Here is a 26,940-nt window from a genome sequence, read left to right as displayed (position 1 = left end):
GATACTGTAAAAATACGCCATGCTTACTCTTTAACCAAGATTTTGAAGCTTGTAAATCAGTAGTTTCAGTAAATGAAAATTAATTTTTAATTCACTGGTAATGAGTGTTTTATTCTGTATTTTTCTCTTGTTTTTGAAGATGAAAACAATGTTTTTAAACCACTGGAATAATTAGCTCAATAATAACTTTGAAGATTATTTTTGCAATATTATTTTTAAGAGTATTCAATCTGATTTTTGATATTCCGGCAGTTTGAAGCGTTTGTAAAGTCACTAAATCAAGCTGACTTTTTATGAGCCATTCTAATTCTTCTTCGGTAATGTCTCCAGAAGCCGAAAGCGTAAACCAGCGTTCGAGTTTTTCTCTTGATGTTTCCAAAAAAGCATTTAAGTCTTTTTCTAATTCAGGTTTGAGATCTTTATAACTATTTGTTATAATCGTTTTTAGTTTGCTTTTTAACTCACCTATAAATTTATCGTTATCCATTGGTTATTATGCATTTAGGTTGATTAAGTTTAAAAGTTCATCTTTTGATTCTTTGTCTTTTTTAATTTCATATTGAATAAGTAAATCCAAAGCATCTGAAACCTGTTTTTTGGATTCCTCCAGAAAAGCCTTAGACAGAATTCCTTTTGCTTCCCAACGTTTGAAAAAACCGGCCAAAAGATTTTTTTCTTTATCGCTCAAAACCTTGCACATCGCAAATGTGATTTCGTTATTTGGTTTGTTTTTTTCATATTCGGCCAATTTATCAAGATCAAGTAATAAATTTTCAACTTCTTCTTTATGAGTAGTATAAGGCTGAGTTGCGGCATTCATCAATTTTATTGTTTCTACTTTTAGTTCCGTAGTTTTTTGATAAGAGTAATGATCGTAAAGCGCGGTTTTTGTCGAAATACAAGAAGTAATTGTAAACGAAAGAATGATTAAAAATGATGCAAGGTTTAATTTTGAAATCTTCATCTGTTTATTTGTATAAGATTACATAGTTTTTTCTGTCGCGTTTTAGCTTACTTAGAACTTTCCAGTCGCTATATCCTTTTTTATCAAAATGCGGAAGATCTTTAAACGTTTTCCAGTCTCCGCCCCAGTTCCAGTTGTATTTGGCGAAAATTTTGACACATTCCTGCCAATCAGAAATTTTATCGTTATCCCAATCTTTAGCAGTATCCCAGGAAGCAGTTTTGCCATCTATAATTAGACAAATGTCTACAGCAAAACCATAATTATGAACAGATTGTCCGCCCTTAGCATTCGTCACTTTTTTTCCGGGTTTAGTTCGTCCAAAAGCATAAAGATCTTCCTGTTCCTGAAAAGACCTGAGTCCTTGCGTAATTCTCACTTTAGCCTTTCCGGTTAAGGTAAGATCACATTCCTCAATAATTTTGGTAACTTCTTCCCTGACCGAAGGATGAAGCAAATCAATGTGTTTTTTTGTTGTTTGATCCATATTTGTATTTATTAATGATTTCAATTTTTGAGAATAAAAAGCCTTTCCCGATTGTTCGAAAAACAATCACGGTTTTAATTATTTGGTAAGATTATTTGTGTTTTGAAACTTATTTTCGATTAAAAGGATTCCTTAAATAAATCCTGAAAATGTTCTTTTTTTAGAACAATAATTTTGATAGAATAAGTGCTTTTAATTACAGTGTAAAAATACGCCGAAATAGCGGCTTGTAAAAATAATATGATGTTGCAAATCAGTAGTTTCAGTAGAGAATTTGGCGCTTTTTGTAGTTTTATTTTGGAAGTAAAAATAAAAACTAAAGGCAAAAAAAATCCTCGTTTTTCTACAAAACGAGGATTTAATAAAATGAAAATTAATTTATAGTTAGTGTGAATATTAACCTCAATATTTATTATTTCTTTATTCTAGAAATGTATCAAAATAAAAAAACATTTTGCCTAAAAATATTAAATTGAGAATAAGTAAAATAAGAGAAAAAATCAGATAACTTTTATTTTTAAAAATCCTGAGAAATACAAAAGATAAACATCCAAAAATAATGCTTGTGATCATATATAGCATTTTTAAGAAACCTACAACATCTGCGTCAATAACTATTAAATCTCCTTCATTGACAGTATATGGGCTAATAAAATAGCTTAGAAGAAAAAGAAGAATTCCGACAAAAAAGAATATTCGTATTATGCTTTTCATAGGTTTAACTAACAATTGTAATTATAAAAAATCATCGTTTCTCAAAGTAGAAAATGATTATTCAAGAATGACAAACAATTAATCTAATAAGATATTTTCTCTAAGATAAATTGGCGTCTGAATTAAAACTTCATTTAAACTTTGTGCAGAAATTTTAAAGTTTAAGATCTCTTTCGGATTTATTGTTTCCCAAACTTTCCAGTGCCATACATCATCTTTTATATATCCTATAAAAATCCATAAATTGAAAAACCTGCTATTAAAAGGTATTTTAACATCATTAAACTTTTTATCAAACAATTCAATTTCGGGATCTTCCATTTCCTCAATTGTTTTACTATTATAGTATTTATTCCATTTTTGAATTAATTCATCATCAGTAAAAGACCAGAAGTAATTGTCATTAAACATCTGGGATTCATTGTCAATTGCGATTTTAAAAACTTCAAAATTTACACATAAAAAACTAAGATTTTCTTCTTCATCGTATTGAAAATCATACTCATTTATAATAAATGATATTTTTGAAAACCATTTGCCGGAAACGTTATGATCTATCGAAATGAAAATTTCTGTTTTAGTTCCTATTTCTTTTGTATTCATCTTTTGGTTTTAATAAAATCTTTATGGAATACTGAAAAAGTTGGTTTTCGTGAATTCATCGTAGTTGTTTTTTAGAAGCGATATTAGAAATTTGATGGTTAATTAATAAGAACAATCAACCTCAATATATCATGCTTTTTTACTTACATAAAGCAATTCTAATGTTTCGGTATTAAAATACGCAAAACAAACATTTTAACCTGGTCTTTTTTTGCTGTTATATCTTTAAATCATAAATTCCTTCCAGGAACATTACATATCTCATAGGCTGTATTTCTCCAAAAGAAAACAGAAATATTTTATCTTCTTTAATACAAAAATACATGTCGAGATTATCAACTGATTTATATTTCGGAATAAAAGAATCTACTTTACTAAGATTTAGATCTGATACAATTTGGTTTAAATTGGATTCATTTATATAGTTCAATAAATCTTCTAAGGGATTATCAACAAAATCAGTAATCTTAAATTTGATTTTTTCATTTGTATGCTCGACCTCAAATGTTTGATGGATTATGTCACTTTCAAAACCATCAAATAAATTTTCTCTTTTATTATTGCTCATTCGTAAAATGGATACAAATATATTATTACTAAACTCTCTTACTCGAAATTCAATTTTAGAAGGACAATACCTAAATCCTAAAAAATAATACTCGTATTATGATTTTCATAGGATTAACTCGTAATTATAAAGAAAACTATTTTCTCAAGTAGAAAAAGGAGATTAAAAATCTAATTTAAATTATTGGGACTTGGCATTTTTACGCCGTTTAGATTTTTATCAAGAATAAAAACAGTTGGCAATAATTCATTAAAATTACTATAAGTAACTAAAACTTTTTTATTCTTTTTGTATACAGAACCACAAGAACTTTCAGAATCTATTCGATATAATTTACCCTCTTTTTTATCGAAAATCAAATAACCGCCATATACATTAAAGGTAGCCATATTAACTTTTTCTTTTAGTAAAAATGAGGCCATTTCAACATAAATATTAAAGTCGCCAGATATGCTTATCGGTACAATACATTTTTCTGATTTTGTACTAGAATCTTTGTAAAGATCTAAAACTTTGTTTGAGGAAAACTTACTAAAATCATCTTTTCCTAAATAAAATGGAGTTCTATTAGATGCTGAAATATTAGTTTCCGAAACTTCATTAAGTGATTTTACTACACTATGAAAAGTAGTTTGTGAATACGTAGACAATACTATGAAGTAAAAAAACAATATTTTCATATAGTTAATTGTGTATTGGAATGATTCCGGATTTATTAATTTGTATATTATTTAATATTATTGGGGGCTCATCGTTAGAATCAGCCTTATAAAGTTTACCACCTCCATCTATTACAATAGTATTTCTATCAAAAAGATTTGCAGGGGTATAATTTGCTATACCAGGTTTATTCCGATCTACTATAATTTTTGTTGAAGTAAACTCAGTACTACCTAACAAATTTACGATGTTTCCGGTTAATGTACGTAAATTGTTAAAAAAAATATCGCTATCGGCAGTATTGCAGCTTTGTAAGTAGAAATTACCTTGCGGTTTTATTTGTTTTATTATACCTGTAAGTGCATTAACGTCGGCTTGATTTTTGGTGTTAGTTCCGGCAATACTTTTTGCTAAATCTTTTTGTCCTATGTGACTATGGTTGTTGTTATCTACAGACATGTACGTTCCTGTTCCAACTAATACTCCATCGCGGGTCTTATACTCTTCAGGACCTCCGTGAGTTTCAAAAAGTACGTTATCTACTAATACTCCGTTCAAATATGCAGTTAACTGTTCATTTGCTTCTTGAATATTACATGCATAAATTCCTTTCCATCCGGATTTCTCCATTAGTGTGTATTCTACGACTTCTCGATTTCGATCAATTGATTGAGTTCCATCATAGTCTAAGGTTATGTAAATATTTTTACAGATAGGAGGAACGGTTGGTGCTTTAGATTTAGATTTAGATTTTTTCTTTTTCTTTTTCTTTCCAGGCAATTGTTGAATAAACGTATTCATCTCAAGGCTGTTTTTATCATCTTCTATTTGTTGGCGCCAAATACTCAGCATAATTTGCCTAAACCTGGCCATTTCAGAAGCGCTGGTATCTTTTAGTTCTATATCGTGGTTTTTAACAATCATTATTATGGAGTTTTAGGGAGAACAGAAAATGTTTTTTAGATTACCTCTATTTTTACGGGTTTGGGTTGAATATGATCTGAGAATGCTGTGGTAATATTGAGACGCAAATCGTCTTCTTGCTCGATTTTGCCATCGCCGCCCAAATAACAGTTTTTGAATAATACTTCGAGAGCTTTGAATTCATCCATTTTTGAAGCTTGCAATACAGCTGATCTAATGCTCATATCTGGTTTTTTGAAATAGGCGAAAAGTGTAGTTTCATCATCATCAGAAATGGTCAGTTTAACAACTTTTTTATGTTTGTATTTCCATTGGTTTAGTTGTGCTTGAGTAATATTTCCGTCAAGAACATCGGCAGTTTTAGAGATTGTGTTTTCCATTTTGAGAGGTATTGTTTGTTTTTATGATAGGGTAATTGATGTCAGATTTAGTGGCGTCTTTTGCTTTTGCTGAAATGCAATAAGAATGTGTAATCTTGCTAGACACGGGTATAAATGTCATGTCAGTTAAAGCAACTGATTGACGGTTTTCTATTTTTATAGAAATTGAATTATTTATGAAAACGGAGTTTTAAAAAAAAAGAGGCTGCCAGAGTTATTTCTATTGAAGTTGAATACCCTCAAAGCAGCCTCCTGAAGTAAATTCCCTGCTTAAAACGGACGAATAAAGAGCATGTAGAATAGTTTGCTTGCAAAAATCATGTTGCTTTTGAACTTCTTTTTTGCGTAACGCATTTAGATATTGGTTTTCTCTTTTTAGTCGGTTTTAGAGACAGGGAAGGGGATTATGGTTTTAGGAATTTATCGGCAGATTAGTTCCACTCAACGTGAGAACAGATCAAGTCAAAAGAAACTGCAATTTTAGTATCTCCCTGGCTAATTCCTCTGCTGTTTGAGTTAAACTCACAGTTTCTTACTGTATGTGTAATCACTTCGTTACTATCGTCAAGGTAACTTACGATGATGCTAAAAGGATTAATATCCTGTAATCTTTGTCCTTTTGGCAAAGCAGCTAAGATTGCTTCTACCTCATAGTTGTATAAAGTGATTGAAGCTTTTGCCTCATATTTTCCTCTACCTCTGTGAACTGGCATATCTCCAGCTCCGTAATGGTTTTCTTTAGATACTGAGTCACTATAGTTTACAGCTGTAATTCCGGTAACGATGTTACCTGCAATACTTACTTCAATTGATGACCAGCTGTGTTGTTGTCCGTTAATTAATGGTAATTTATTCATATGTAGCTTTATTTGTTTTTTTAATAATCCCGATAACGTTCAGGAGCTATAACCTTGTTTCAGTTGCGTTTGCAGCAAGTGAATTGTGGCAATAACATTGGTGAATTTTTATTGTTTTGTGAATGGTAAATTATGCTTTGTCGATTCCAAAAGGATTTTTAAATCCAAGGTCAACCATAATTTTACGAGCAGTTCCAACTGGCGTGATTTCTGCTTTTACTTTTAATTCTGAAGTTGCTAAAATGTTTTGTTTTGGATCTACATAAACATCAAAAGCCGAAACTTCCTGATTTGCGATCATTCCTTCTAAAGCAGATCTGCATAAACCTTCAAAGCTTTTTGAAACTGATTGTGGCAATTTTCCATCAATATCTACTAAAACCGGAGAAGCCAATTTTGGTAATAAAGCAGCACGCAATAAACGAGTTGCTTTGTTGATTGTACGGTTGTTTTCTACATAAGCAAAATCAGATGTTCCTGTAGTACAAGTAGAACTATCGTTAAAATAAACTCCTGCTAAACCAGTGTGTGTTCTTGCAAAAATGTATCTTTTTTCGTTTAATTCGCTTAAAGTTCCAAGAGTTTTAACTTCATCTCCTCCTACGAAGCCTGCTTTTACAAAACCTTCACCAGTAAGATTGAATTTTTCGATCCAAGCGATGTTCTCAGATACTTTTGCTTTAGAAATTGCTCCTAATGCTAATCCAACTGCAGCAGTATTTTTGTATGAATCTTTGTAAATGAATTCAACAGCGATACCGTTTTCTGTTTTTAAACCTTCTTCATCGCTAACGTTATAAACATCCGTAGAATTCAGTTTTAATACTAATTTTTCTTTAGAACCTAAAGTGTATAGTTTGTCATCTTCCGGAGTAGTACCTTTTTTAAATAATTTTTGTTCAAAAGCTTTTTCAGCATCCATAGCAACAACTACAGAAACGTTTTCGGCTTTTAATTCGGCCAAAGATGTAGCTTCATTAACTTCAAATCCTTTTCCTTCAAGGATAACTTCAAAAGGAATGTAATCTGCGTATGCAAGCTCAGTTTGTGTTTTTGCTACAGCTGCAGCGTCTAATGTATCTTCAAATGTTGCTTCTCCGGAATAGATGATTGCCATTTGACGAATGTTTCCATTTGCTTTTTCCTGCATTTCTTTTGCTTTTCCTGCTACTTCGTCATAAGAAGTTGCTTTAGTTAGCATAACATACAAATCTCCTGAAGGATTCATTCTGAAGAATTGTTGAATTTGGTAATAAGCTGATTGTCCATTTACATCATAATCTGCTGTGATTCCTAATGCTTCAGCATCTTCTAATGAAGCCAAACGTTCTACTTTGTCAATTGCAAGGTTTGCAGTCGCAACTCCGTCAAAAAGTAATCCTGAAACCATGTCTTGTTCTGGATTTCTTCTTCCTAATCCGCCTGATAGTTTGGTAATTACTACATCATTTAATGTACTCATAATATAAAATGTTTAATTGTTTAAAAATTTGTTTTTGGGTTTTTGCTCAAAAAAGGGCAAAAGAGGGGTTGTAACAAGTTGTTAAACTTGTTATAGTCAATGGTTTATTATTTGAAATGCTATTTGTAATTCAGAATCCAAAAAGCAGAATTTCTATTTTTGGATGATTTGTAAAAACTGATTTTTTAATTGAATTTTGCTCTTGGCCAAGAGATAAATTTGCTTTTGATATCGAGTACAAATTTAAGATTCAATGTTGCTTTTTCCAATTTTTTTGATGGTCAAAGTCAGTAGTTTCAGTGCTTTAAGCTCGGGCTTCAGTAGCGAGACCTTCATTTATAATAGTATAAATAGTACGCTCTGTCAGGAACAAAGTATCCGAAAGTTCAGATACTACAACTTTCATTTGTTTAGCTTGATTTCTATTAAGATAGTTAATAACATAATCTCTCCTTTTGTCTAATAGTGTTCTGCTTCTTTTCATTTGTGGTATTTAATGATGGGATTAATTTGATTTAGCTTTAGGTTTTTTGGTGGCTTAGATTTTATGAGTTTTAATTCATAGATGTAACGATTTTAGATGAATATTTTTTTTGATTAATTATTTGTGTTTAGATCAATATCTCCCTGAAGCTGATTTGGATTTATCCCGATTATTCCTGAAGTTAAGTCGTATCCCAGATCTTCTAATTCTTCATTGCTTAGTCCGTTGTTAAAAAGGATGTATTTCTTTTTTAAGGTGTTTTCGATCAATGTTGTTTTATAAGTGATCTCCCAGATGAAATAATCATTTTTGTTCCAGTAAGTATGTTCGTTTGTACATTGCTTTTCTCTAATTTTAAATGTCGAATTAGTGTCAATATGAGCATTACTATTGCTGCCAGATAATACAGCTTTGTCAATTCGCTGCGCAATATCAAATGCATTTGCATAACTTGTAGATGAAATAGTATCAACTGGCAATACGATATACAAACAAAATGATACATCTGCTTTGTAATTTTTTTCAGAAGATGTTTCCCAGTTTACAGTGTCGTATTTAAACATTGCTAACGGCGTTTCGATAGAAGTTTTAAAAACAGCATCACTATAAAGTTGAACTGTTGGCGCATTAGAAGTGAACTCCGCTTCGATTGCGTTCTTTTTTTCGGTATAAAAGTCTTTTAGAATCATATGATGGATTTATTTTCTACAAATATACAACATATGTTTTGATTTGCACAACATATTACACTAAAAAATGCAGTTATTTCAGTAATATGATTTAATTATTTATCCTGGATGTTCAAGTAATACAATAAGAAATGAGTTACAAATAGCTTGTAAATCAGCTATTTTAAAGAAAAAAAGTAAAAGAGTGCAATTATTCAAGATATATTATTTAGCTTTGCAACATATAGTGGAATGTTTTGTTTTGACTAAAACATATTACATAAAACAATAAAGATAACTACAACATGGAAATACATACTAAGATCAAACGTATTATAGACGAGATGAAGTTAAACAATAACTCATTTGCGAAGTTAATAGGAGTAACCAGTACTACAATAGATAGTATCACGATTGGAAGATTACAAGCTGACGGAGATAGAAAAAGAACAAAACCTGGTTTTGATTTGCTCCAAAGCATAATTACACATTGCAATGTAAATCCGGATTATTTTTTTGGAGATAGTGATGAAATTTTTACCAATAAAACAACTGCTGAAGTTGGTTTAAATCTGCCAAAGATTATTACGGTAAATGAAGACGGTGAAGAAAATATTAATTTTGTTGGAGTAAAAGCCCGTGCAGGTTATTTAGACGGTTATTCGGATCCGGAATATATGGAAACGCTTCCTTCATTTAGTATGCCAATGCTAAAAAACGGAACTTATAGATGTTTTGAAATTAAAGGAAATTCGATGTCTACAACAATCCATGACGGAGATTATCTTTTTGGGAAATACGTTGATAATTTTGATGATATTCTTGACGGAAGAATTTATGTTATTATCAGCAAGAATGATGGAGTAGTGGTAAAAAGGGTTTTAAACCGAATTAGAGAAAGCGGAAAATTAATCCTGAAATCTGATAACAGAGACGGAAATTACCCGATGTATTCTATTTATGCCGAGGATATTCTGGAAGTTTGGTACGCAAGTATGTATGCTTCTAAACAAATGCCGGATCCAATTAATATTTATGAAAAGATTCACGATCTCGAAAGTAAATTCTACGAAATGGAAGAGACTTTGAGGAAAAAGCTAAACTAAATAAAACAAAAAAACTGCAACTTTATGTTGCAGTTTTTTTTTGTTTTCATGCTTACTTTGGATAAGCAATTTATTTTGATGCTTCGTATTTTGTTTTGATACCTAGATTATTAAAATATTTTTCTAAATCGTTGTACATATAATCACTTAAATCTAAGTTTTCTATTTTTCCAAATGTTTCTTTTGTTTTACATTCAAAACATATTTCTAAATACTCAAATACTTTACCGTTCTCGTCAAAAAATAAAATAGCATTTCTTGGCAGGTAACAACCTCTGATGGTCTGTGAGCAATTAGCATTTAATCGGGAACAAGTATTGTACAATATATCCGATAATTTTTCTACTTGCGAAAGATTTAAGGTTTTAATTTGAGTTACATTTTCCAGTGAAAGTGAATCTAGGTTTTTTCTTGGGAGCTCAATACCAATATTATAATCAAGATTTGTTACAGTTTTTCCTGTTTCTTTGTCATAAGTTTCGCTTGAAACTCTGGTCATACCATCAGAATTTAAATTGTACGATATGATTTTTATTTGAGAAGTTTTATTAAAAGGATAAAAATTAATTCGTTTTGAAAGGTTAAAGTTTGTTTCAGTTACTTTTTGACTCTTATTGCTTTCAGGTCCGCTTGGCTTTGAAGTCTTACGTTGTGCGTTTGCAATAGTTGTAGTCAATAAGCTAAGACACAAAATGATTCTTATAATCGTCATAAATTTATTCTTTAAATTCAGGATACTTAGTTTCTACTGCTTTTTTCCAAATATCAAAAATAGGTTTTTTATATTTAGTGATGTAAAATGTTTCCCAACTTTTTGAAAAATATTGTTGAGCATAATTTAATTTTTCAGCTTGTTCTGTTGTTAATCTTTTAGTCCTGCTTATTAGTTGATATATTTTTGAACTATTATGACTAAATATCCATAAGTCTTTTTTTGTGGTAGTTGTGGTAGCTGTTTCAGAATCATAATATACCCATCCGCCAGTGTCAACCCAATCTTCTGGTGCTACCAAAAAGTTATTTAATATGGAACCATATCCATTAAAAAGTAGCTTTCCTTGTTGTTCATATTCATTAGTTTGACTTACTTTAATGTAATTAATACTTCCAAATACTTTAATTTTTTTATCTGAAAAGCTAGCCAATTCAATTAGAAAATCTGGAGTTTTTCCTTCCCAACATGCGGCGGAAAACAGACAACCATTATCTAACAAACCTTTTATTATAATTTTTAAACTAAAAAAAGCCTGAATCCATTTTTTTGGAACACCAATTAGTTTTTTCGTTGTTTTATTAGGTAATGGAATGTTTAAAATTGTGATCGTTTTACTTTTTTCAAAAACTTGCATTATATATTCGTCCGTAATTTTTAGGGGTTCTTCTCCAACAGCTAAGACAGCTTTCTTTATTTCCTTCATAACCGTCGTATCCAAATGTATTTTGTTATCCTCATTGAAAGAGCGATCGGAAAAAGTATATCCATGATGTACAATACAAATGTTTTTAAATTCGTATTTGTCGCTTAAAGCTTGAAAAAAAGCGATGTCAGAAAATGTCTGATTGTATCTTATCGCCCAAATATTATTTTTTGTATCGCTAAATTGGTCCTTACTATCATCGTCCAGGACAATCATAAGATTTATTGGCTTTTTTTTTACAAATAACTTCTTATCTTGAAAACTAGTGTTACCATTAACTTCTTTTATTCTAAATGTTCTGTCCATTTTTTAGTTATTAGTTTACATTTTCAATTGCGATTTCTTCTTTTAAAATGGCAAGCCCATCTGCATTTACTTCACCAGTAAATTTTACTTGTTTGGTGTTTTCTTTGACGTCTTTTCCGTCCATCTCATCTATTATAACAACGACTGTTTCTCCTTCTTTGTAGTTTTTTGTTTCTACAACCAGACTTACTTTGTCTCCAATATTTGCAGTATCTATTTCACTATCCAAATCTCCATTTTTCCAGGTAATATTTAATATTTCCTTTGTCAAAGGTGTTATCACAGGCGGTGAATAATTATCAAGTACAACTATTTTTGGCCCAGTTTGAAGCGGATCTGTAATATTGATATTTCCTCCAACAGTACATTTTAGGGTTGAGGTTTGTAAAAGAGCTTTTTTATCTCCTTCGAATACATTACTTGCAGGTTTTTCCCATTTAGGCACTAAAGCAGGACTACATGTTTTTTGAGTTATTGAACAGATTCCAGTAAGAGGAGTTTCGAAAGTTATATCACTATCGGTAGCCATCAATTTTTCCTGAATAAAAATTTTGTTTTGAGATTTCACGTCCAAAACACCCCCAATACCACCTTTATCGCAGGCACATAATGCACCTTTACATACATATTTGGTAGCCATAATTTAATTGATTTTTACATTATCTCCGCTAATAATAGTATCTCCTGTGGCATTAATATTGATTTTTTCAGTCGATTTAATATTTATATTTTTTGCTTCGATGTTAATATCTCCTTCGCTTTTTAAAGTAATGGCTGTTTTTCCTTTTAGTTCAATTAAATTCTGATCATCTTTTTTTAATCGAATACTATCGCTTTCTCCGTTTAGTTCAAATGATAGTTTCTTAAGCTCATCATCTTCGAATAAGTATGCTGCTATTTTACTTCTTTCAATAGCGAGAGAAGCTTGCTTTTTATCGTCATCGTTTTTTAATAAAATGGCATAATTCTCAGGAGTTGCAACCATTGAATTTAATTCTTTGCCTGTGCTGTTTTTAAATTTGAAAGAAACATTTTCTTTTGAAGCAGTCAGAACTAAGCGCTCCTTTACTTCTTTGTTTTCAATGGAGTTAAAAGTTGTTGTTAAGCTGTTAGATGTGAAATCTGTAATTGCCAATGGTTTTTCATCATCATCAAAATAACTAATTTTAAAATCTTGATTCTTGTTGAATTCTATTTGCGCAATATTTACAATTTTATTTTCATCGCTTTCCGTTTGGATATCGGTTTTTATATAGCGGACATATAGTTTATTGCCATCAGCGCTATAATCAAGAAATAACTTTGGGTCATTTGTAGCTTGTATTCTTCCCATAATTCTGTCGACTTCAGAAAACTGCGAAACAAACGCTCTCGTTTCTACTCCGTCAATAATGGTAGCTAAAACCCAGCTGTCTTTTTTAGGAATAGTAATAATTCCTTGTTCTACATCAAGTATTGAAGCTTTCAATCGTACGTTTTTAAGTATGGCGCCATCGGCACGCATAATATTTACCGTATAAGCATCTTTTGTATTATGAGGTGATTCTGTTTCATTATTTATTTCGATGACTTTTGCCGCAAAAGTTTCAATCATTTGATTTTTATTGGCGACATCTTTTATTAGATCTGTTATATTTCCCATTTTTGTTTTTTTAAATTGCTTCTACTCTTCGTCCTATAAAAATCCTTTGTCTGTAACCGTTTTCGCCAAAACTTCGTTCTACTTTTTCGACCTGAAAAGTTCCATTTTTCTCTTTATCCTTTGCGTTTTCAAGAATCACCTTGTCTGTAGGTCGCACAAAAGGCTCACCAAAAGTCAGGAAAGAACCCTCAAACCCGCTTGGCTTAGATTCCATTGCTCTCAAAGCGGCATATTGATACAATTCTGAAGCTATTTGCGTAGTTGTTTTTTTGAAAGCAGTTGGATCATTTGGCAAATCGTCAGTATCATTATGCAAAACATGGGTTTTTGTTAATTGTCCGTTCGGATCGCCTAATTCAATGTAAATTGGAGTGTTTGAGTTCTTAAAGTATTTCTCAACTCGAGTACGCGTGTTTTTCGTAGATTCGTTAACGACAACTAATTTGTCTTCGATAATATTATAACGAAATCTAAAACGTGCTTTTCCGGGAAAACTTCCGGAAATTGATTTCCCGGCTTTATCCAATTGAGAACTTAAAATACTAAGTCCCTGATTGATTAACTTTTTGACAAGTGTTCCAGCCAACGGACTTTTGATGAAATTTCGAGTGATAAATCCGCCCAATTCAGCAAAAGTATGCTGTTGCGGATTATTGGTAATGGTAAGAACAGGACCGGTTAGTTCGGTTTTAAAATAAGTATAGATTCCTTTGTCTTTTAACATTTCAAAAACTTGTGCCAGACTTTGGTTTCTGTTAACCAGTATATTACCCAATTCTTCGTCAAGTGCATTTACTTTAAAAGGTAATTTTAATTCTTTAATTCTTTTTTCGAAAAAAGTTTTAGGATTAAAATTTTCAACATTTGTTGTTGGATTTGTTGCAACAAGATTTAGAACATCATTTTTGTTTTGAACATCGTCATCTTTTACGGCTTTTACTTTTTTGAAAGCATACATTGTGTCTTCACAAGTTATTGTAGCAGTTGTTATATCTGATTGAACTCCTGTAATATAACCTCTGAAAGCCGGTTTGTAATCGCCATCATATCCCAGAAATATTTCGATGAAATTTTCGACTTTAAAGAAATCATGTATTGTTTTTTCTTCACCGCTTGCATTTGCAAATAAGTTTTGGTCGAATCCTTTAGTATCCGTATATACTTTTTTGGGCATTACAAGAGTTGCTGTATCGGTCAGGGATTTGTACGAACTGTTTATGTCTACATTTTTGACATAAGTAAATTCATAATATTTTGGAGTTGGAATAAGTCGTATCGTTTCGTAGACTTTGATTCGGGCATTTAGTTTAAGCATTGTCTCTGATTATTAGTTCTACAGTTTCATCTGATGTGGCGCTGGCAGTAAATTTTTGAATGTTTTTTGTTCCCGAAATTGATGGGATAGAATAGGAGTCGATCACTAATTCATAAATACCAAATCGGTTCAAAATTGCGTGTGTTACTCTTAAAGAATAAGGCGCATTTAAGAATTGTTTCAATAAAAAAAGCTTTTCTTTTGGATATTCATCTCCGGTTTCACTTGCAATTAATCCTTCTATCGAAACGCTGAAATCGCCATTTGTAATGTGCTCTTTTATGGTTGAATCTCTTCCTTCGATTCCTTCTTTTTTGATGACTTTTGAACGATTTAGATTTACGGTAACGGCATCTATTCGTAAACTTGGCAGATTAAGATCGGCTTTTACCAAAGGTTCAAAAACTAATGGAGCAAAGACTCTTAAGTTAAATTCGCCTCCGGTTTTGTCGATAATAAAATCTTTCGATTCAGATTCGTTATAATTAATACCTGTGTATTCGGGATCTTTGGTATCTAAAACTTCATTTACATTAAAATTGAATTTCATAATGATTTATTTTTTGTTTTTTAATTTGAAAATGTTTGTGCAAAAGCGGTCATGATTGTATTTTCCATTCTTTTCTCGTTGTGTTTTTGTAACCAAAGAGCTTCTTCTAGAAGTTTGTAAAACTCATCCATAGAAAGTTGATAAGGATCGACCTGAAAAGCTTGTCTAATAAGTGCAGCCGATTTTTTGAATTCGTCTTTTTGCGGAGTTGCATCTATCGTAAATTCGCTGTCTTTTTTGATCATAGCAACAATTGAATTTCCTGCCGAAAGCATGAATTCATCATCATAGTTTTCCTGATCAAGAACACATTCCTTAAATAAAAACAAGATTGCTTCATGCGGATTGTCTTTGTATATATTTTGATAGTTTAAGAAGGTATTGAACGAAGGTTTTTTGCAATAAGTGGTTGTTAATTCGTCGGCTGAGGTAAGTTTTAATACGGTTCCGTATTTTTCTTTTAAGTTTTGTATGGCTGTTTCGTCTGGCATTTTTTTGTTTTTTAGCGGTTTTGTCTTTTTATTCCGGTGCAGAATTAAACTTTATAATTTTCGAATATTAAATATTAGAATCTCTGCTTTCTTTTTTAATGGCTTCGCACAGACTTTCGCTTTTTTCAGATACACTTAAAGTTGCGATGTTAAAGCTTTCTATAAAAATGCTTCCTTCTGATGCTTGCGTTAAAGGATTTTTGAAATTACTCATGTCTGGTGTTTTAGGTGTTTCTCCTAAATCTTTTGGTGTATAATCCATGATTCGCTTATTGTTTTAATTGTTAATATGATGATTTGAATTACGTGTATAGTTGAGGTGTCCACTTTCAGAAATATTTTGAAAGCAGGAGTTTTTTTGTGCCTTTTCGGCAAACTAATAGTTGGAATTAGAGTATGTAAAAATACGGCAGAAGTGCGAGAAAAAAGAAAAATTGGAGCCGTGTTTTCAGTAGTTTCAGTAGAAAATAAATGGTGTTTAATTTATTGATTTTAAGGTGTTTGTTGTTGTTGTTGTTGTTGTTGTTGTTTATGGTTATTTGATAGAGGTTTAATGAATGATTTTTTGGATTAGTCAAAACAGGTTTTTAGTGTCAAAAAAAATACGCCAAAATCGAGAAAAGGGATTTTACTTTTCAATTGATTTTGGCGTAAGGTTTAGGTCAATATTGTTTTTAGATATCTATTTTTTAATGTGTAGCTTAATTTAATTTTACCCACGCAGACCATGTTCCATTGTTGCAATTTCGAACATAAGTATTAGGAATCGTTCCCATCGAAATATAGGTTTGAGTTCCATAATCTCCGGCATCATCTGTTTTGCAACTTGTTAACATTCCCCATGATGGAGAAGTATCAGGAGCAAATTCACTTTGAGAATTTACCTGACAAGTATTAACAGAGCTTCGTCTGTAACTTGTAAATAACGTGTTTAGATTCGTAATACTTTTATAAGGAACATCCGGAACGTTTATTTTTTCTCTCAGTCCGCCATGAGTTTCCCATAATACTCCGTTCCAATCACGTTCAATTGCTCCATCTTGTGGAGTTGTAGTTAAATGTCCATTTGGAATTATCAGTGCAGGTCTTAAAGTGTCACCTGAGGGTGTTGTTAAAAAATCTCCTTTTAATGCCAGAGTTCCCGATTGGTTTGGAATTAAAAAAGTTCTGGAAGTTGTTAAATTATCTGTATTTAATTCTGCCTGAACTGTTGCTCTACCAAATTTTATACCGTGCGAGTTTAATTCCGTGCTAAAATTACCAATAGAATTATGGCTAATTACTATTCCATCCGGCAGTGTCATTATCGTATTGTATGCTGAATTAGAAGGTTGTTTTAAAAAGATAACTCCAGAGTCAAATAATACAGAACCATTAAACCATTTACTACCGTTTATAGTTTGATTTCCAGATGTTTTTACGTTATCTAAATTTGTAAGTGCGACAAAAGTTGTAGTGGCTAATTGCTCATTGATTGTTCCCAATGCCGGAGTTGGAGCTGTTGGACTTCCTTGAAATGTTGGTGAATTAATTGGAGCATAATATGTAGAGGATTGCCCACCAAGCTTTGTTGCATTATTTGCCGTTCCTGTAGTATCCTGATTTAATATTGGAAAATCACTTGCCGTTGCAATTACAGGAACGCCAGTAGCAGTTGTGTTTTTCAAGATGCCTGTTGCTAATCCTGAAAGTAAAGTTCCGTTAATTCCTTTTACCGTCAAAGTTGTTGAACCTGTTGCATCACCTGTATGGGTTGCATTTGATACTTTTGAATTTAATTGTGTCTGAATACTGGACGTTGCATCATTAAACGCTTGCTGATTTGCAGATTGGAATTTCTTTGTTGCTGTTTCGGTGATTTGGTCAGCTGTATAATCTCCGGTTTGAGCTGTAATTGCTCCATTACGACCAAAAACGGTTGTTACATCACTAGTTGGTGTAAGCAATTCCTGCCAATCTGATACTATTGTTGGATTTTTACCTTTTAAGATAAAAGATTTATTTAAATCAGATCTTACTGCGATGTCTCCGGTTTCTACACTTAAAGCCAACATTTCAGTTTCTGAAGTAACAACAAAAGTGTCATTAATGGTTATTGAAGGAATTTGCGAAGAGATCAGTTTTCCGTCAACACCAAGTCCGGCATATCCGTTTGGAATATTTTTATTGATTGCATTTTCAGGAGTAAATCCAAGTGAAGCTTGCTTAGCATTCCAAGTTGCTTTCTCAACATCTGTTACAAATCTATTATTGATATCCTGAGCGATAATACTTGGCGGATGATTTGCCGGATGTACATAATTGAAGAGCGTTGTAAGACGGTTAATTTCGGAATCAGCAAGTAAGCTTTTCCCTGTAGCTTTATCGACTTTTGTAGTCTGCAACAGTTTTCCCATTTCAGCAGTCAAAGCTTTGGTTGTTCCGCCAGTTGTCAAATCATTTACCAAAATAGAATTTATTGAAGTTTGAACGACTTCAATAGCATCAACAATTTCCTGAAATGTGTTGAGGTTTATATTGTCTGAAGCTAACAATATATTTATATTGTTAATTTGGTTTTGCAGAATCACTCCTTGCTCTGCGCTTAAAAGTGAAGTAGAACCACCGGAAACCAAGTCATTTATTATGTCTAAATATTGACTTGCCAATTTTGTAAAACTGTTTAATGGAGCATATCCATTAGAAATACCTTTTTGGGTTTTATCTTCTTTGGCCGCAAACAAAGTAGCATGAGCTGCTCGATCAAGTTTGTGACTTTCGAATTGTGATTCATCTGTTTTAGAATCCAGTGTACTTTTCAGATTGGTAATACTACTTTGTGGTATTGCTTCATCTTTATGCCAAAAGCTCTGCCAGGAATTCCAAAATTGTGTTTGAGTTGGTTTATTGCCAGTTTTAAACCAGCCTAAAATGGTATTGATATTTGTTGCCATATTATAGTGGAATTGATTACGAAATTAAATTGTAGATCTTGAGAAACTCGAATTTGTGAGTGTCGCTTTTGTACAGAATGTACTGTGATTTGAGAGTGTAAAAATACGGCAGAAGAAGGCTGAAAAATGAAAGATAAGCAGTTCATATTCAGTAGTTTCAGTAGAAAACTAATTAATCTAATGTTTTGTAAAACAAATAATTGCTGGTTTTGTGAGTGTTTTTTTGTAAGAGCTTTTGTTTTTTTAGAAGGAAATTATTTTTAAAATATTTGAATTTTCCAGTCTTTTGCCAAAAGCAGCGTTTCCGTTGTTGTACCTATAATCGTGTTTGTGTTAGACATTGAACTAATAACTCCTTTGTCGGGTGCTGTACTTATCCATTGGGTTTCATTATTCCAACTTGAGTTATTTATTAGATTTGAGGTTATGTATATTTGACGGAGTGAATCAGGTAATGGTAATGAAGGATTAAACTTCGTTAATTTATTACCGTTTAAATTTAGATAATTCAGAGAATTTGGTAAAGGTAATGTTGGATTAAAATCCGTTAGATTGTTGCCCATTAACCCTAAATTTGTCATATATTGCGGTAAAGGAATAGAAGGGTTAAAATCGGATAATTTATTATAAGCTAATTCTAAAAATCTTAAATTAGAAGGTAAAGAATCAATAATTCCTAGCGTTTCTAAATTATTACTGTCTAACCAAAGCGTCATAAAACCAGATGGTAATTTTGGGCTAAAATTTGTTAATTGATTAAATCTGATTTCTAAGGTATTTAAATTATAAGGCAACGGGAGTGTAGGATTGAAATCTGTTAGTTGATTTCCACTTAAACCTATTCGGTTTAAACTTTCAGGTAAAGGTATATTAGGATCGAAGTGAGTTAGGTTATTATTATCTAATCCTAAATAAGTCATTTGATTAAAATTTTCTAATTCTACATCAATTAAACGCATATTTGATAAATCGACATTAGATATTAATGTTGGATTTTGGAATTTGAAAATAATTGTATTTCCTGTAATTTTTAAACTAGATATAGTTGACGAATCTAGTCTGGATAAAAAATGATCTTCCCATTGAGATAAACTATATTTGTCATTAATCCTAAAAGAGGAAAGGTCCGCATCAATATTTGCCCACGTTAAAGTTAGAATTGCAAGAGACGCATTTTTAACTACTGCTAAAAAGGCAGTATTATTTCCGTTTGTATCTAAGGGTAAGCTATAAATATCTCCATCAACTAAACCGTTTTGTAGAGCTTCTTGATTGTTAGAATATTCACCCTTAATTTCGATTGAACTAATGCCAAACTCACGCCAAGGAATAGATTTTATTTCATTATTAGCACCATGAACTAAAACATTGTCAGTTGGTTCACCTTTATTGACGGTATTTAATTTTAAAGGTTTATTTATATTTTGAGTGTGTAATAATGCTTGTGTTTTGTCAGGTTGTTTTTCCATATTTTCTTTCATTTGTTCGTTTTCTTTGAATTAAGTTGTTTTGTTACATGAAGTTTGTTAGCGGAAAATTGATTATTTCAGTATTAATATAAACTTGTTTTAACCACAATAATGAGGCTAAGTTTGTATTAATACATTTGTATAAAACACCCAAGACTATCAGAAAATATATGCCTCCAATAATCTTGAGTGTCTCAGTTTAAAAGTGACGTAATACTTTATTTTTGAATACAGTTTTTTTCTGCTTTTTAGAATTATTTTACTTTTCTTCTTTCAAAAACAAAGGTGTAATACTTGGTAATGCAGCCGATAAAAACAAACCAATCAATTTAATTCTGTTGACGGTTATCAATGAAAAACCTGCTTCTTGCAAAAGATCGAATTTAGTATCGATAAAGCCTGTTAAGACAATTAAAAGACTAACGATTACAGCAATTTTTGTTTTATACATATAATATTAGGTTTAAGTTTAGTAGAATAGTGTAGTTTCAAGATGTTAGAGCATTTTATTACCAGGTAGATAAAGCAGTACGAACCCAAGTATTTGTTGCAGTACAAACATAAATATGAGTACGGGTTATTCTTACTTCACCTTCAACACCTTTTTGAGTGGCAGATGCTGGAGCAATAACATCAAAAAAATTAACCTGAAAACTACCTGTACTATTGATAGAAAATAGATTGTTTGAAGGAGAATAACCCCCGGAACTTGCTTTAGAAACTACTAAAGGCGCTGAAGTACTTGTAGATTCTATGTAAATTGCCGGACCTTTTGAGCTTTTTTGAAGTTCAATCATTGGCCTTGATGAAGCGCTTGTACCGTAAATTCCAATCGCGCCTTCTTGATTGTTAAATGATATTGCGCAGCCTTGTGAGTATTTGATAGCATTAAGCTGTGCCATTCCTTTAGATCCTTCAGAGTCTAATAAAAGCATACCATATTGATAATTGCCCGAACTTTCGTTGTAAATACCAATGTTAGTGTTATTGATCTTCAAACCTACACCATTTGTGGTCATATCGATCAGCTTTCTATTTATAGACCCTTCTCCATCGTCTTGTAGTATTTTTAAGTTATCTCCCTCAGGATTTGAAATAGAATTTCCCGCATTAATTACAGATTGCAAAGTTGGAATAACTTCATTTTGAGATAATGATATATTTCCATTTGCATCAGCAAAATTCCCATTAACAGATATTGGGAAGGTTCTGGTATAGTAGCTAGAAATAGGTTTTGGAAATTTTAATTCGAATCCAATATTAAAACTATTATTTTCTGGTGCTTGTAACGAATATTTTATACTTGAATCTGAATAGGTGGTTTGAATAGATCTTCCTTCATTATCTGGAGATTGTTGTTTGTAGTATTGAAAACCTCTGTCTGGATAAATAAAACAGTAGGCTGTAAACGGATTATCAGAATAACTTGCTCCATTTGTTGGATAGTTGGAGTTGATTACATATGGATTGTTTATATTTCCTGATCCGTTAATAGTTACGTTGTAGCCGGCTGTAATATGAGTTGATGCTCCAGTACCGAAACTGCTTTTAGGCATAAACTTTACAGTTTTATCTTTTCCCCAAACAAGTACGCTATCATTAGCAAAGCCTTTGTTGACTGTGCTCAGTTGTAAGGGTTTTGTAATAATCTGATTTTGTGCGCCAGCCATCATCCCCATGATTAACATGCACAGTATAATTACTTTTTTCATATTGATTTTTTTTTTTGTGATGTTTTATTTAGGGTTTTCTACATTTGGTATCATAAATTCTTTCGAGTCGTCAAAGTCACCAATAGTATCTCTTAATTTAATAATAGTGCCTGGAGAAAATTCAAACCATTGTACAGATGTTTTTGGGTAAGAAGAACTAAAATATTCTGTTGAAAATTCTAGTTGTCCTGGTCTTTTAGACATAAGTGTAACTCCATTATATGTACCACAGCTATATGCCCTTTGCAATACTTCTTCATTAACTTCATAAATAATAAAGTCACCGTAGTTTGGATCGTTATAACCGAATGATATAATTCTCCCTACACTATTGTTTGAATTAGTAAAACTGCTCATCAAACTTGTATCTCCGCCATAATACGTTGCTTCACACAGGAAATTATTTTCGCAGTATCCAATGACGCTATCACCGATTTCTAATTCATCAGCTGTATTTGGGTCAACTTTAAAAATCAGAAACTGTCCGGATGGAATAATTTTATCCCCAAATAATGTATCAATCCCTTCAATATCTCTTGCTGGAATTTTTTCGCTTTTATGTCTGAAGGAATCCCAAGTGTCCCAAAATTGCAATTGTGTAGGTTGTAAACCTGTTCTAAACCAGCTTCTAATAGTTTTTAATGATTGTATAGCCATTTTTATCTTTTTTAAATTATGTAATTAAGTTTTAATGATTTTTTTGTTGTTACCTCTATAATGAGTGGAATTTTGGTTTTTATAGAGTGCGAATGTTTTCTTTGAATGTTTGATTTAGCAAAAATTGAAAATTATTCTTATCAGGTATTTTTGGCATTTTAGTAATGCCATTCGGTAATACATAATCCATAATGGTTATTGTTTTTAAAATGATTAATATAAAATGTTGTGATTATTTTTTGAGAAAATCAGAGGAGAGTGAGCAAGTTATTATTGCCTAAAATTAGATGCCTCTATTTGATATTTGAGGGTGTAAAAGTAAGTCAGAAGAATACAAAATGAAGAGAAAAAAGCCTACTGTTTTCAGTAGTTTCAGTAGAATGTAAACTTGCTGAAACTACTGAATACAAGCGGTTTGAAATTTTAAATTGACACATATCAATAGTACTTTTACATCCGGAAAAAACACTATAGCGATGAGTAAAAATGCAATTCACAATTTCAATCTTTCAATAAAAAAAAGTGCTGATATAAAAAGTTCAGAACACTTAACAGAAACTATCATAAAAGAGTTAGCCAAAGTTTCAAAAGAAATAAATCAGCAAAAAGATATAGAGCAAATATGGCAGGAGCAAAAAACTCTAAATGCTGTTGCAAACAATTCTAGTACCTCAATCGGAGAAGGCGCTACAAATACTACTGCTGAAAAAAATGAAAAGCAACTAGTATCTGTCAGCAATACTTCTTCGGTTTCTGAGGGAATAAAAGCAAATTACACAGTCTCAGCAGGAGAAGGCATCAACGACGCATCAAAGTCGGTTGGTAATACTTCTTCAGTTGCAGAGACAACAACAACATCAACTTCCAATGCTTCAATCGGAGAAGGCGTTGCTAATAACACTGGCGGTCCAATAATGAGTTCTGCCGAATCAGCCAACATTACTTCTCCGATTCAAGGAGCCGAAAACAATGCTAACACTATAATGTCTCAGACTTATGCAAGTGTGGCAGCGCAACAAACCCTGGCAGTTCCTCAAATGCTTCAGGCTGGAATTGATGAACCAAGTATCGAAATTATTAAAGAAGAAATTAAAAAGAAATTAGATCATGCTACTGCTATCAATGATATAGTTGGAAGAGATTATTGGACCAAGATTTCTGAAGCTTTTAATAATATAAATACTTCTGCAAAAGATTTTGACGGTAAGCCAGAACATGCACTGTTTACACAAATGTATGCTGCATTAAAGCAAGCAAATCAGGTTGTAATGGCTCAAAATTTTAATTGGGAGATCGTTCGCGAAAAAATGATCAAATCGATTGATGCTAATATACTTAAAGGTAAAATTTCTAGTGATAGTACAGCACGTTGGAAACTAATCCAAAAACAATTAAAGGATGATACAATCAATGTCGCAAATCTATTTGAACGATACAACGAACTATTTTTATTGCTAAAAGAAGTTGAAGGATTGGATTCCTTACCAACCACGCTTACAATAACTACAAAAACAAAAATCTATCCTAATTTAAGTGCCGATAGACTTTATGCCGAAATTGGGAAAGAAAATGTTTATGTTTTCTTAAAAGAAATAAATAACAAGGAAATTACAGGAAGTGCTGTAAATAAAGGAGCCGTTAAAATTAAAAATACTGACGCGACTAAATTTATCGTTGGAGAAAGTTTGGATTTCATTCTTGATGAGCTTTTAGTAAACGATATTAAGTTTGAAAAGAAAGATATCAATTGGATTGTTTATAATAGCCAAAAGAAAAATGACAAAGGAATTGATTTTATAAACGAAGGAACTTCGTTTAGTTATAATTTTGATGCTCCAGGAAAATACAAGGTCGAAGCTTATGGTGGAAATCCTGGATCAAATAGTAAGAATAAGAAAAATCTAAAATTAGCAGCTTTTGTAGAAGTAGAAATAATCGCTCAGGAAATTACAATCGTACCTCCGGGAACTATTAAAACCACTTTTGTAAGACCTTTTGCAGAAGAACAGTTGTTTAAAGTAGGATTAAAAAATCCTGAAGTAAAAACATTGAATCCGCTAAAACTTTATTACCAGATTGCTTATACAAATGCAGATAAAGTAACCACAGTTTCAGACGAACAAGAATTGGATTCGACAGGTATTGTTAAGCTAGCTATGCCAAATATAGGAGAGTACAGTATTAAAGTTGTGAGTAAAGATCAATATACTTTAAATCAAAAATACAGTATTAAGACAATCAAAAACTTTATTAATAGCATCGAGATAACAGATAACAAGGCCGAAAAAGATATTTATTTATGGAGTAAAACAGATCAAAAGGTCATATTTAAAGCTCAAAAATTTATGATTGAGCCAGTTACACCACAGGAAAAACAAAACGTGAAATGGCTGGTTTATGATAAAAATGGTCTAATATACGTTCCAGATCGTTTGCCATTGCAATTAGAAAGCAATGATGCAGGAAAGCAATATCTGGTTAAAGGAGAATCTTTTACCTTTTCAATTCCTAAAATAGAAGGTGAATTTACAATTGAAGCTTATAGTAATGTTAAACAAAGATCTAAATCAACATCAAGCAAAAAAATATTTGTAAAACATCCGGAAGTAACCGAAGCTTATTGGACCTATAATGACGGCAACAAAAAGAAAACATCTGGTTTTGCCGGAGAAATCAATCATATCAAGGCAAGTATTCCAGGATACCTTAATCAGCTTGTAAGAATTAAATTCTATTTAAATGACAGTAAAGAAGTTAATTATTATAATGATACTACAACCAATAGTGAAGGTGAAATCAATAAAATCTTAAAATTTGATGCCAATTTGCAGAAACATTTTGGACTTAAAAATGGAAAAACTGCCAAAATTAGATTTGAACTCGAAGGATTACAAAACGGAAATGTGCCTTATTTATTTAAGGTAAATGCCAACGCTTATAAAGAAACTTCATTAAATGTTACGACGAGTGCAAAAATAACCGATGCTTATTTCATGTATGACGGTAATCGTGTAAAAGCGGAGGATAAAATTCCGTTTAGTAAGGAAGGTACCACTGTAACCATAGTTGCCAAAACACAAAATATGGTTGGAAAGGAAATTGTATTAACTGCCCATAAAGTGAGCGAAAAACCAGCTTTTAGACACGCGGCAAAAGTAAATTCAGAAGGTGATGCTATTGTTAGTTTTATTATAATGCCCGCTAAAGGGGCAAAAAACGGAACAGTAAATAAGTATTATGTGGGAATTGAAGGGTATTCTACTAAACACTTGACTGATAAATTGATCAATATGATTGTGGGAACTAGTGCAAAACTAACTACAGGTAACACAGGAAAAATAGATGCTACTGGCTTGGGTATGATTTGGGGAGGAAAAGTAAGTGTTAAATTTAGGCAAAAAGTTGTTAAAATTTGTGGAGATTTGTGGGGAGAAGATAAAAAGTATGAAATGGCAAACGCTTTAATGATTGCTATGTCTGTCGAAACCGCTGAAACATTCAGTAGTTCATTAATAAGATTAACAAAAAATGGATATGTTGCTGTTTCTAAAGAAGAACATAGAGATAATCCGGATTTAGTAAAAGGAAACGCTATTGGTTTAGCTCAATTTACATTTAAAGCAGTTCGATCGCTTATTTTAAATGAAAGAGGAATTCCGGAAAACGAAAAATCGATTGCAACTATTACCCTAAAAGAAATTAATGATTATAAACAAAAATTAGCATTATTATCTCCCGAAGATCAGTTAGATTATGTTAAAACATATTTTATGTTATTCAATAACTATAAAAAGGTTAGGAGACCAGAAGATGTTTACATGATTATATTTGCGCCAAGTGCTGCAGGAAAAGGAGATAATGTCAATATCTATAAAAAATTTTTAACAGAAGAAGATAAAAATAAAGGAAAAGTAAATCCGAATTATAGAGATAATGCTGCAATGGACATCAAGAATGATGGATTTAACAAAGGGGATAATGATAGTATAATTCAATCTGGAGAATTGTTGGCCAGATACAGAGAAATGGAGAATAAAGGATTAAGATATGCTATTGATATCAATGAAGGTAGAAAACTTAATCAAGTTCTGGCAGAAAAAATAATAAAGGGAGGAAGAGTAACTTTTGGAGATTCTCATGTTTCAAATAAAATGGATAAAGCAATGGCTCAGGATAACATAACTGATACATCTCTTGGTAAGAATGCAAAAAGGAGTAATTATAAAAGGGCACCAGGTGGTGAGATAGAAATTTTATCTGAACTACTATATATTATGTATCAATTAAGTAAAGATTATACATTTAAAGTATCTGAAATTAGTGGAGCAGATCATTCTAGAAATAGTAGACATTATTTTGGGAAAGCATTTGATGTTTCTGAGATAAATGGATTAGATATAGGTCAAGGAATTGGAGATGAAGCAGTGGCAAATCCGAAAGTCTCAGATAAATTAATAGAAGAATTTAGATTAAAAGCTTTAAGTTATGGAGCATTGTTAGTCTGGAATAAACTTAATGACAAAGTTAAAAAAGAACATCATAATCATTTTCATGTTGAAGTGAAATAGAA

Annotated in this window: 27 protein-coding genes; 2 read left to right on the top strand and 25 right to left on the bottom strand. The window is 31.7% G+C overall.

Features of this window, described 5'->3' with window-relative positions:
- Positions 1 to 154 precede the first annotated feature (154 nt).
- From CLU81_RS05700 to CLU81_RS05645, 12 genes are all read right to left on the bottom strand, one after another.
- Positions 155 to 487, bottom strand: a complete 333-nt coding sequence (locus CLU81_RS05700) for a hypothetical protein (RefSeq protein WP_099708938.1) — start codon at positions 485 to 487, stop codon at positions 155 to 157.
- 6 nt (positions 488 to 493) lie between these two features.
- Complete coding sequence (locus CLU81_RS05695) at positions 494 to 964, bottom strand: hypothetical protein (RefSeq protein WP_099708937.1); 471 nt, start codon at positions 962 to 964, stop codon at positions 494 to 496.
- Positions 965 to 968: 4 nt separating this feature from the next.
- Positions 969 to 1,451, bottom strand: coding sequence for a M15 family metallopeptidase (locus tag CLU81_RS05690; protein WP_099712681.1), 483 nt, complete (start codon positions 1,449 to 1,451; stop codon positions 969 to 971).
- 792 nt (positions 1,452 to 2,243) lie between these two features.
- On the bottom strand, positions 2,244 to 2,768 hold the full coding sequence (locus CLU81_RS05680; RefSeq protein ID WP_099708935.1) for a hypothetical protein: 525 nt from the start codon (positions 2,766 to 2,768) through the stop codon (positions 2,244 to 2,246).
- A gap of 217 nt (positions 2,769 to 2,985) precedes the next feature.
- The gene (locus CLU81_RS05675) at positions 2,986 to 3,336 is read right to left on the bottom strand and encodes a hypothetical protein (protein ID WP_099708934.1); all 351 of its coding nucleotides are present in this window, start codon (positions 3,334 to 3,336) and stop codon (positions 2,986 to 2,988) included.
- A gap of 170 nt (positions 3,337 to 3,506) precedes the next feature.
- The gene (locus tag CLU81_RS05670) at positions 3,507 to 4,016 is read right to left on the bottom strand and encodes a hypothetical protein (RefSeq protein WP_144444473.1); all 510 of its coding nucleotides are present in this window, start codon (positions 4,014 to 4,016) and stop codon (positions 3,507 to 3,509) included.
- Between the two features lie 4 nt (positions 4,017 to 4,020).
- Positions 4,021 to 4,920 (bottom strand): hypothetical protein, encoded by a 900-nt coding sequence (locus CLU81_RS05665; RefSeq protein ID WP_099708932.1) that lies wholly within the window; start codon positions 4,918 to 4,920, stop codon positions 4,021 to 4,023.
- Positions 4,921 to 4,955: 35 nt separating this feature from the next.
- The gene (locus CLU81_RS05660; protein WP_099708931.1) at positions 4,956 to 5,300 is read right to left on the bottom strand and encodes a hypothetical protein; all 345 of its coding nucleotides are present in this window, start codon (positions 5,298 to 5,300) and stop codon (positions 4,956 to 4,958) included.
- A gap of 431 nt (positions 5,301 to 5,731) precedes the next feature.
- Complete coding sequence (locus tag CLU81_RS05655; RefSeq protein ID WP_035684757.1) at positions 5,732 to 6,157, bottom strand: hypothetical protein; 426 nt, start codon at positions 6,155 to 6,157, stop codon at positions 5,732 to 5,734.
- Between the two features lie 130 nt (positions 6,158 to 6,287).
- Complete coding sequence (locus tag CLU81_RS05650) at positions 6,288 to 7,619, bottom strand: DUF2586 domain-containing protein (protein ID WP_099708930.1); 1,332 nt, start codon at positions 7,617 to 7,619, stop codon at positions 6,288 to 6,290.
- A 304-nt stretch (positions 7,620 to 7,923) separates the two neighbouring features.
- Entirely contained in the window at positions 7,924 to 8,103 is a 180-nt protein-coding gene (locus CLU81_RS26625) for a hypothetical protein (protein WP_110889218.1), read from the bottom strand.
- Positions 8,104 to 8,216: 113 nt separating this feature from the next.
- Positions 8,217 to 8,792 carry a hypothetical protein gene (locus tag CLU81_RS05645; RefSeq protein ID WP_099708929.1) on the bottom strand — a complete coding sequence of 192 codons (576 nt, stop codon included), beginning with the start codon at positions 8,790 to 8,792 and terminating at the stop codon, positions 8,217 to 8,219.
- A gap of 284 nt (positions 8,793 to 9,076) precedes the next feature.
- Here CLU81_RS05645 and CLU81_RS05640 point away from each other — a divergent pair, with 284 nt between their 5' ends.
- Positions 9,077 to 9,877 carry an XRE family transcriptional regulator gene (locus CLU81_RS05640; RefSeq protein ID WP_089350580.1) on the top strand — a complete coding sequence of 267 codons (801 nt, stop codon included), beginning with the start codon at positions 9,077 to 9,079 and terminating at the stop codon, positions 9,875 to 9,877.
- 70 nt (positions 9,878 to 9,947) lie between these two features.
- On the opposite strand, the gene CLU81_RS05635 is transcribed toward CLU81_RS05640, so the two are convergent.
- The 13 genes from CLU81_RS05635 to CLU81_RS05575 all read right to left on the bottom strand — a co-directional run bounded on the left by CLU81_RS05635 (position 9,948) and on the right by CLU81_RS05575 (position 22,370).
- A complete protein-coding gene (locus CLU81_RS05635) occupies positions 9,948 to 10,589 on the bottom strand; it encodes a hypothetical protein (protein WP_144444472.1) in 642 nt (213 codons plus the stop codon).
- A gap of 4 nt (positions 10,590 to 10,593) precedes the next feature.
- The gene (locus tag CLU81_RS05630) at positions 10,594 to 11,601 is read right to left on the bottom strand and encodes a hypothetical protein (protein ID WP_099708927.1); all 1,008 of its coding nucleotides are present in this window, start codon (positions 11,599 to 11,601) and stop codon (positions 10,594 to 10,596) included.
- 10 nt (positions 11,602 to 11,611) lie between these two features.
- A complete protein-coding gene (locus CLU81_RS05625; RefSeq protein ID WP_099708926.1) occupies positions 11,612 to 12,241 on the bottom strand; it encodes a DUF4280 domain-containing protein in 630 nt (209 codons plus the stop codon).
- A 3-nt stretch (positions 12,242 to 12,244) separates the two neighbouring features.
- On the bottom strand, positions 12,245 to 13,243 hold the full coding sequence (locus CLU81_RS26955) for a hypothetical protein (protein WP_199174551.1): 999 nt from the start codon (positions 13,241 to 13,243) through the stop codon (positions 12,245 to 12,247).
- Positions 13,244 to 13,253: 10 nt separating this feature from the next.
- Positions 13,254 to 14,558 (bottom strand): hypothetical protein, encoded by a 1,305-nt coding sequence (locus CLU81_RS05615; protein WP_099708925.1) that lies wholly within the window; start codon positions 14,556 to 14,558, stop codon positions 13,254 to 13,256.
- Positions 14,551 to 15,108: a DUF6046 domain-containing protein gene (locus tag CLU81_RS05610; RefSeq protein ID WP_099708924.1), complete on the bottom strand. Its 558-nt coding sequence runs from the start codon at positions 15,106 to 15,108 to the stop codon at positions 14,551 to 14,553. Before CLU81_RS05610 ends, CLU81_RS05615 begins: the two co-directional genes overlap by 8 nt.
- Before the next feature lie 20 nt (positions 15,109 to 15,128).
- Entirely contained in the window at positions 15,129 to 15,599 is a 471-nt protein-coding gene (locus tag CLU81_RS05605) for a hypothetical protein (RefSeq protein WP_099708923.1), read from the bottom strand.
- A gap of 67 nt (positions 15,600 to 15,666) precedes the next feature.
- Positions 15,667 to 15,861: a hypothetical protein gene (locus tag CLU81_RS05600; protein ID WP_099708922.1), complete on the bottom strand. Its 195-nt coding sequence runs from the start codon at positions 15,859 to 15,861 to the stop codon at positions 15,667 to 15,669.
- A gap of 439 nt (positions 15,862 to 16,300) precedes the next feature.
- Positions 16,301 to 18,532, bottom strand: a complete 2,232-nt coding sequence (locus CLU81_RS05595; protein WP_099708921.1) for a pyocin knob domain-containing protein — start codon at positions 18,530 to 18,532, stop codon at positions 16,301 to 16,303.
- A 260-nt stretch (positions 18,533 to 18,792) separates the two neighbouring features.
- Positions 18,793 to 20,013, bottom strand: coding sequence for a hypothetical protein (locus CLU81_RS05590; RefSeq protein WP_099708920.1), 1,221 nt, complete (start codon positions 20,011 to 20,013; stop codon positions 18,793 to 18,795).
- Positions 20,014 to 20,260: 247 nt separating this feature from the next.
- A complete protein-coding gene (locus CLU81_RS05585) occupies positions 20,261 to 20,452 on the bottom strand; it encodes a hypothetical protein (RefSeq protein ID WP_099708919.1) in 192 nt (63 codons plus the stop codon).
- A gap of 58 nt (positions 20,453 to 20,510) precedes the next feature.
- Positions 20,511 to 21,713, bottom strand: coding sequence for a hypothetical protein (locus CLU81_RS05580; RefSeq protein WP_144444471.1), 1,203 nt, complete (start codon positions 21,711 to 21,713; stop codon positions 20,511 to 20,513).
- Positions 21,714 to 21,737: 24 nt separating this feature from the next.
- The gene (locus CLU81_RS05575) at positions 21,738 to 22,370 is read right to left on the bottom strand and encodes a hypothetical protein (protein WP_099708917.1); all 633 of its coding nucleotides are present in this window, start codon (positions 22,368 to 22,370) and stop codon (positions 21,738 to 21,740) included.
- 428 nt (positions 22,371 to 22,798) lie between these two features.
- Here CLU81_RS05575 and CLU81_RS05570 point away from each other — a divergent pair, with 428 nt between their 5' ends.
- Positions 22,799 to 26,938 carry a hypothetical protein gene (locus CLU81_RS05570; RefSeq protein WP_144444470.1) on the top strand — a complete coding sequence of 1,380 codons (4,140 nt, stop codon included), beginning with the start codon at positions 22,799 to 22,801 and terminating at the stop codon, positions 26,936 to 26,938.
- Positions 26,939 to 26,940: the final 2 nt, after the last annotated feature.

The sequence above is a fragment of the Flavobacterium sp. 9 genome, from assembly GCF_002754195.1.
Classification (GTDB): domain Bacteria; phylum Bacteroidota; class Bacteroidia; order Flavobacteriales; family Flavobacteriaceae; genus Flavobacterium.
Note: the sequence above shows the minus strand (reverse complement) of the source record. Positions and strands in the feature narration are given on the sequence as shown.

Bases quoted from the DNA above. Each gene is read 5' to 3' on its own strand.
- CLU81_RS05650 (WP_099708930.1), bottom strand. From the start codon at position 7,619: ATGAGTACATTAAATGATGTAGTAATTACCAAACTATCAGGCGGATTA.
- CLU81_RS05645 (WP_099708929.1), bottom strand. From the start codon at position 8,792: ATGATTCTAAAAGACTTTTATACCGAAAAAAAGAACGCAATCGAAGCG.
- CLU81_RS05660 (WP_099708931.1), bottom strand. From the start codon at position 5,300: ATGGAAAACACAATCTCTAAAACTGCCGATGTTCTTGACGGAAATATT.
- CLU81_RS26955 (WP_199174551.1), bottom strand. From the start codon at position 13,243: ATGGGAAATATAACAGATCTAATAAAAGATGTCGCCAATAAAAATCAA.
- CLU81_RS05675 (WP_099708934.1), bottom strand. From the start codon at position 3,336: ATGAGCAATAATAAAAGAGAAAATTTATTTGATGGTTTTGAAAGTGAC.
- CLU81_RS05655 (WP_035684757.1), bottom strand. From the start codon at position 6,157: ATGAATAAATTACCATTAATTAACGGACAACAACACAGCTGGTCATCA.
- CLU81_RS05665 (WP_099708932.1), bottom strand. From the start codon at position 4,920: ATGATTGTTAAAAACCACGATATAGAACTAAAAGATACCAGCGCTTCT.
- CLU81_RS05700 (WP_099708938.1), bottom strand. From the start codon at position 487: ATGGATAACGATAAATTTATAGGTGAGTTAAAAAGCAAACTAAAAACG.
- CLU81_RS05590 (WP_099708920.1), bottom strand. From the start codon at position 20,013: ATGAAAGAAAATATGGAAAAACAACCTGACAAAACACAAGCATTATTA.
- CLU81_RS05635 (WP_144444472.1), bottom strand. From the start codon at position 10,589: ATGACGATTATAAGAATCATTTTGTGTCTTAGCTTATTGACTACAACT.
- CLU81_RS05575 (WP_099708917.1), bottom strand. From the start codon at position 22,370: ATGGCTATACAATCATTAAAAACTATTAGAAGCTGGTTTAGAACAGGT.
- CLU81_RS05605 (WP_099708923.1), bottom strand. From the start codon at position 15,599: ATGCCAGACGAAACAGCCATACAAAACTTAAAAGAAAAATACGGAACC.
- CLU81_RS05580 (WP_144444471.1), bottom strand. From the start codon at position 21,713: ATGAAAAAAGTAATTATACTGTGCATGTTAATCATGGGGATGATGGCT.
- CLU81_RS05630 (WP_099708927.1), bottom strand. From the start codon at position 11,601: ATGGACAGAACATTTAGAATAAAAGAAGTTAATGGTAACACTAGTTTT.
- CLU81_RS05610 (WP_099708924.1), bottom strand. From the start codon at position 15,108: ATGAAATTCAATTTTAATGTAAATGAAGTTTTAGATACCAAAGATCCC.
- CLU81_RS05680 (WP_099708935.1), bottom strand. From the start codon at position 2,768: ATGAATACAAAAGAAATAGGAACTAAAACAGAAATTTTCATTTCGATA.
- CLU81_RS05615 (WP_099708925.1), bottom strand. From the start codon at position 14,558: ATGCTTAAACTAAATGCCCGAATCAAAGTCTACGAAACGATACGACTT.
- CLU81_RS05595 (WP_099708921.1), bottom strand. From the start codon at position 18,532: ATGGCAACAAATATCAATACCATTTTAGGCTGGTTTAAAACTGGCAAT.
- CLU81_RS05695 (WP_099708937.1), bottom strand. From the start codon at position 964: ATGAAGATTTCAAAATTAAACCTTGCATCATTTTTAATCATTCTTTCG.
- CLU81_RS05690 (WP_099712681.1), bottom strand. From the start codon at position 1,451: ATGGATCAAACAACAAAAAAACACATTGATTTGCTTCATCCTTCGGTC.
- CLU81_RS05670 (WP_144444473.1), bottom strand. From the start codon at position 4,016: ATGAAAATATTGTTTTTTTACTTCATAGTATTGTCTACGTATTCACAA.
- CLU81_RS05585 (WP_099708919.1), bottom strand. From the start codon at position 20,452: ATGTATAAAACAAAAATTGCTGTAATCGTTAGTCTTTTAATTGTCTTA.
- CLU81_RS05640 (WP_089350580.1), top strand. From the start codon at position 9,077: ATGGAAATACATACTAAGATCAAACGTATTATAGACGAGATGAAGTTA.
- CLU81_RS05600 (WP_099708922.1), bottom strand. From the start codon at position 15,861: ATGGATTATACACCAAAAGATTTAGGAGAAACACCTAAAACACCAGAC.
- CLU81_RS05625 (WP_099708926.1), bottom strand. From the start codon at position 12,241: ATGGCTACCAAATATGTATGTAAAGGTGCATTATGTGCCTGCGATAAA.
- CLU81_RS26625 (WP_110889218.1), bottom strand. From the start codon at position 8,103: ATGAAAAGAAGCAGAACACTATTAGACAAAAGGAGAGATTATGTTATT.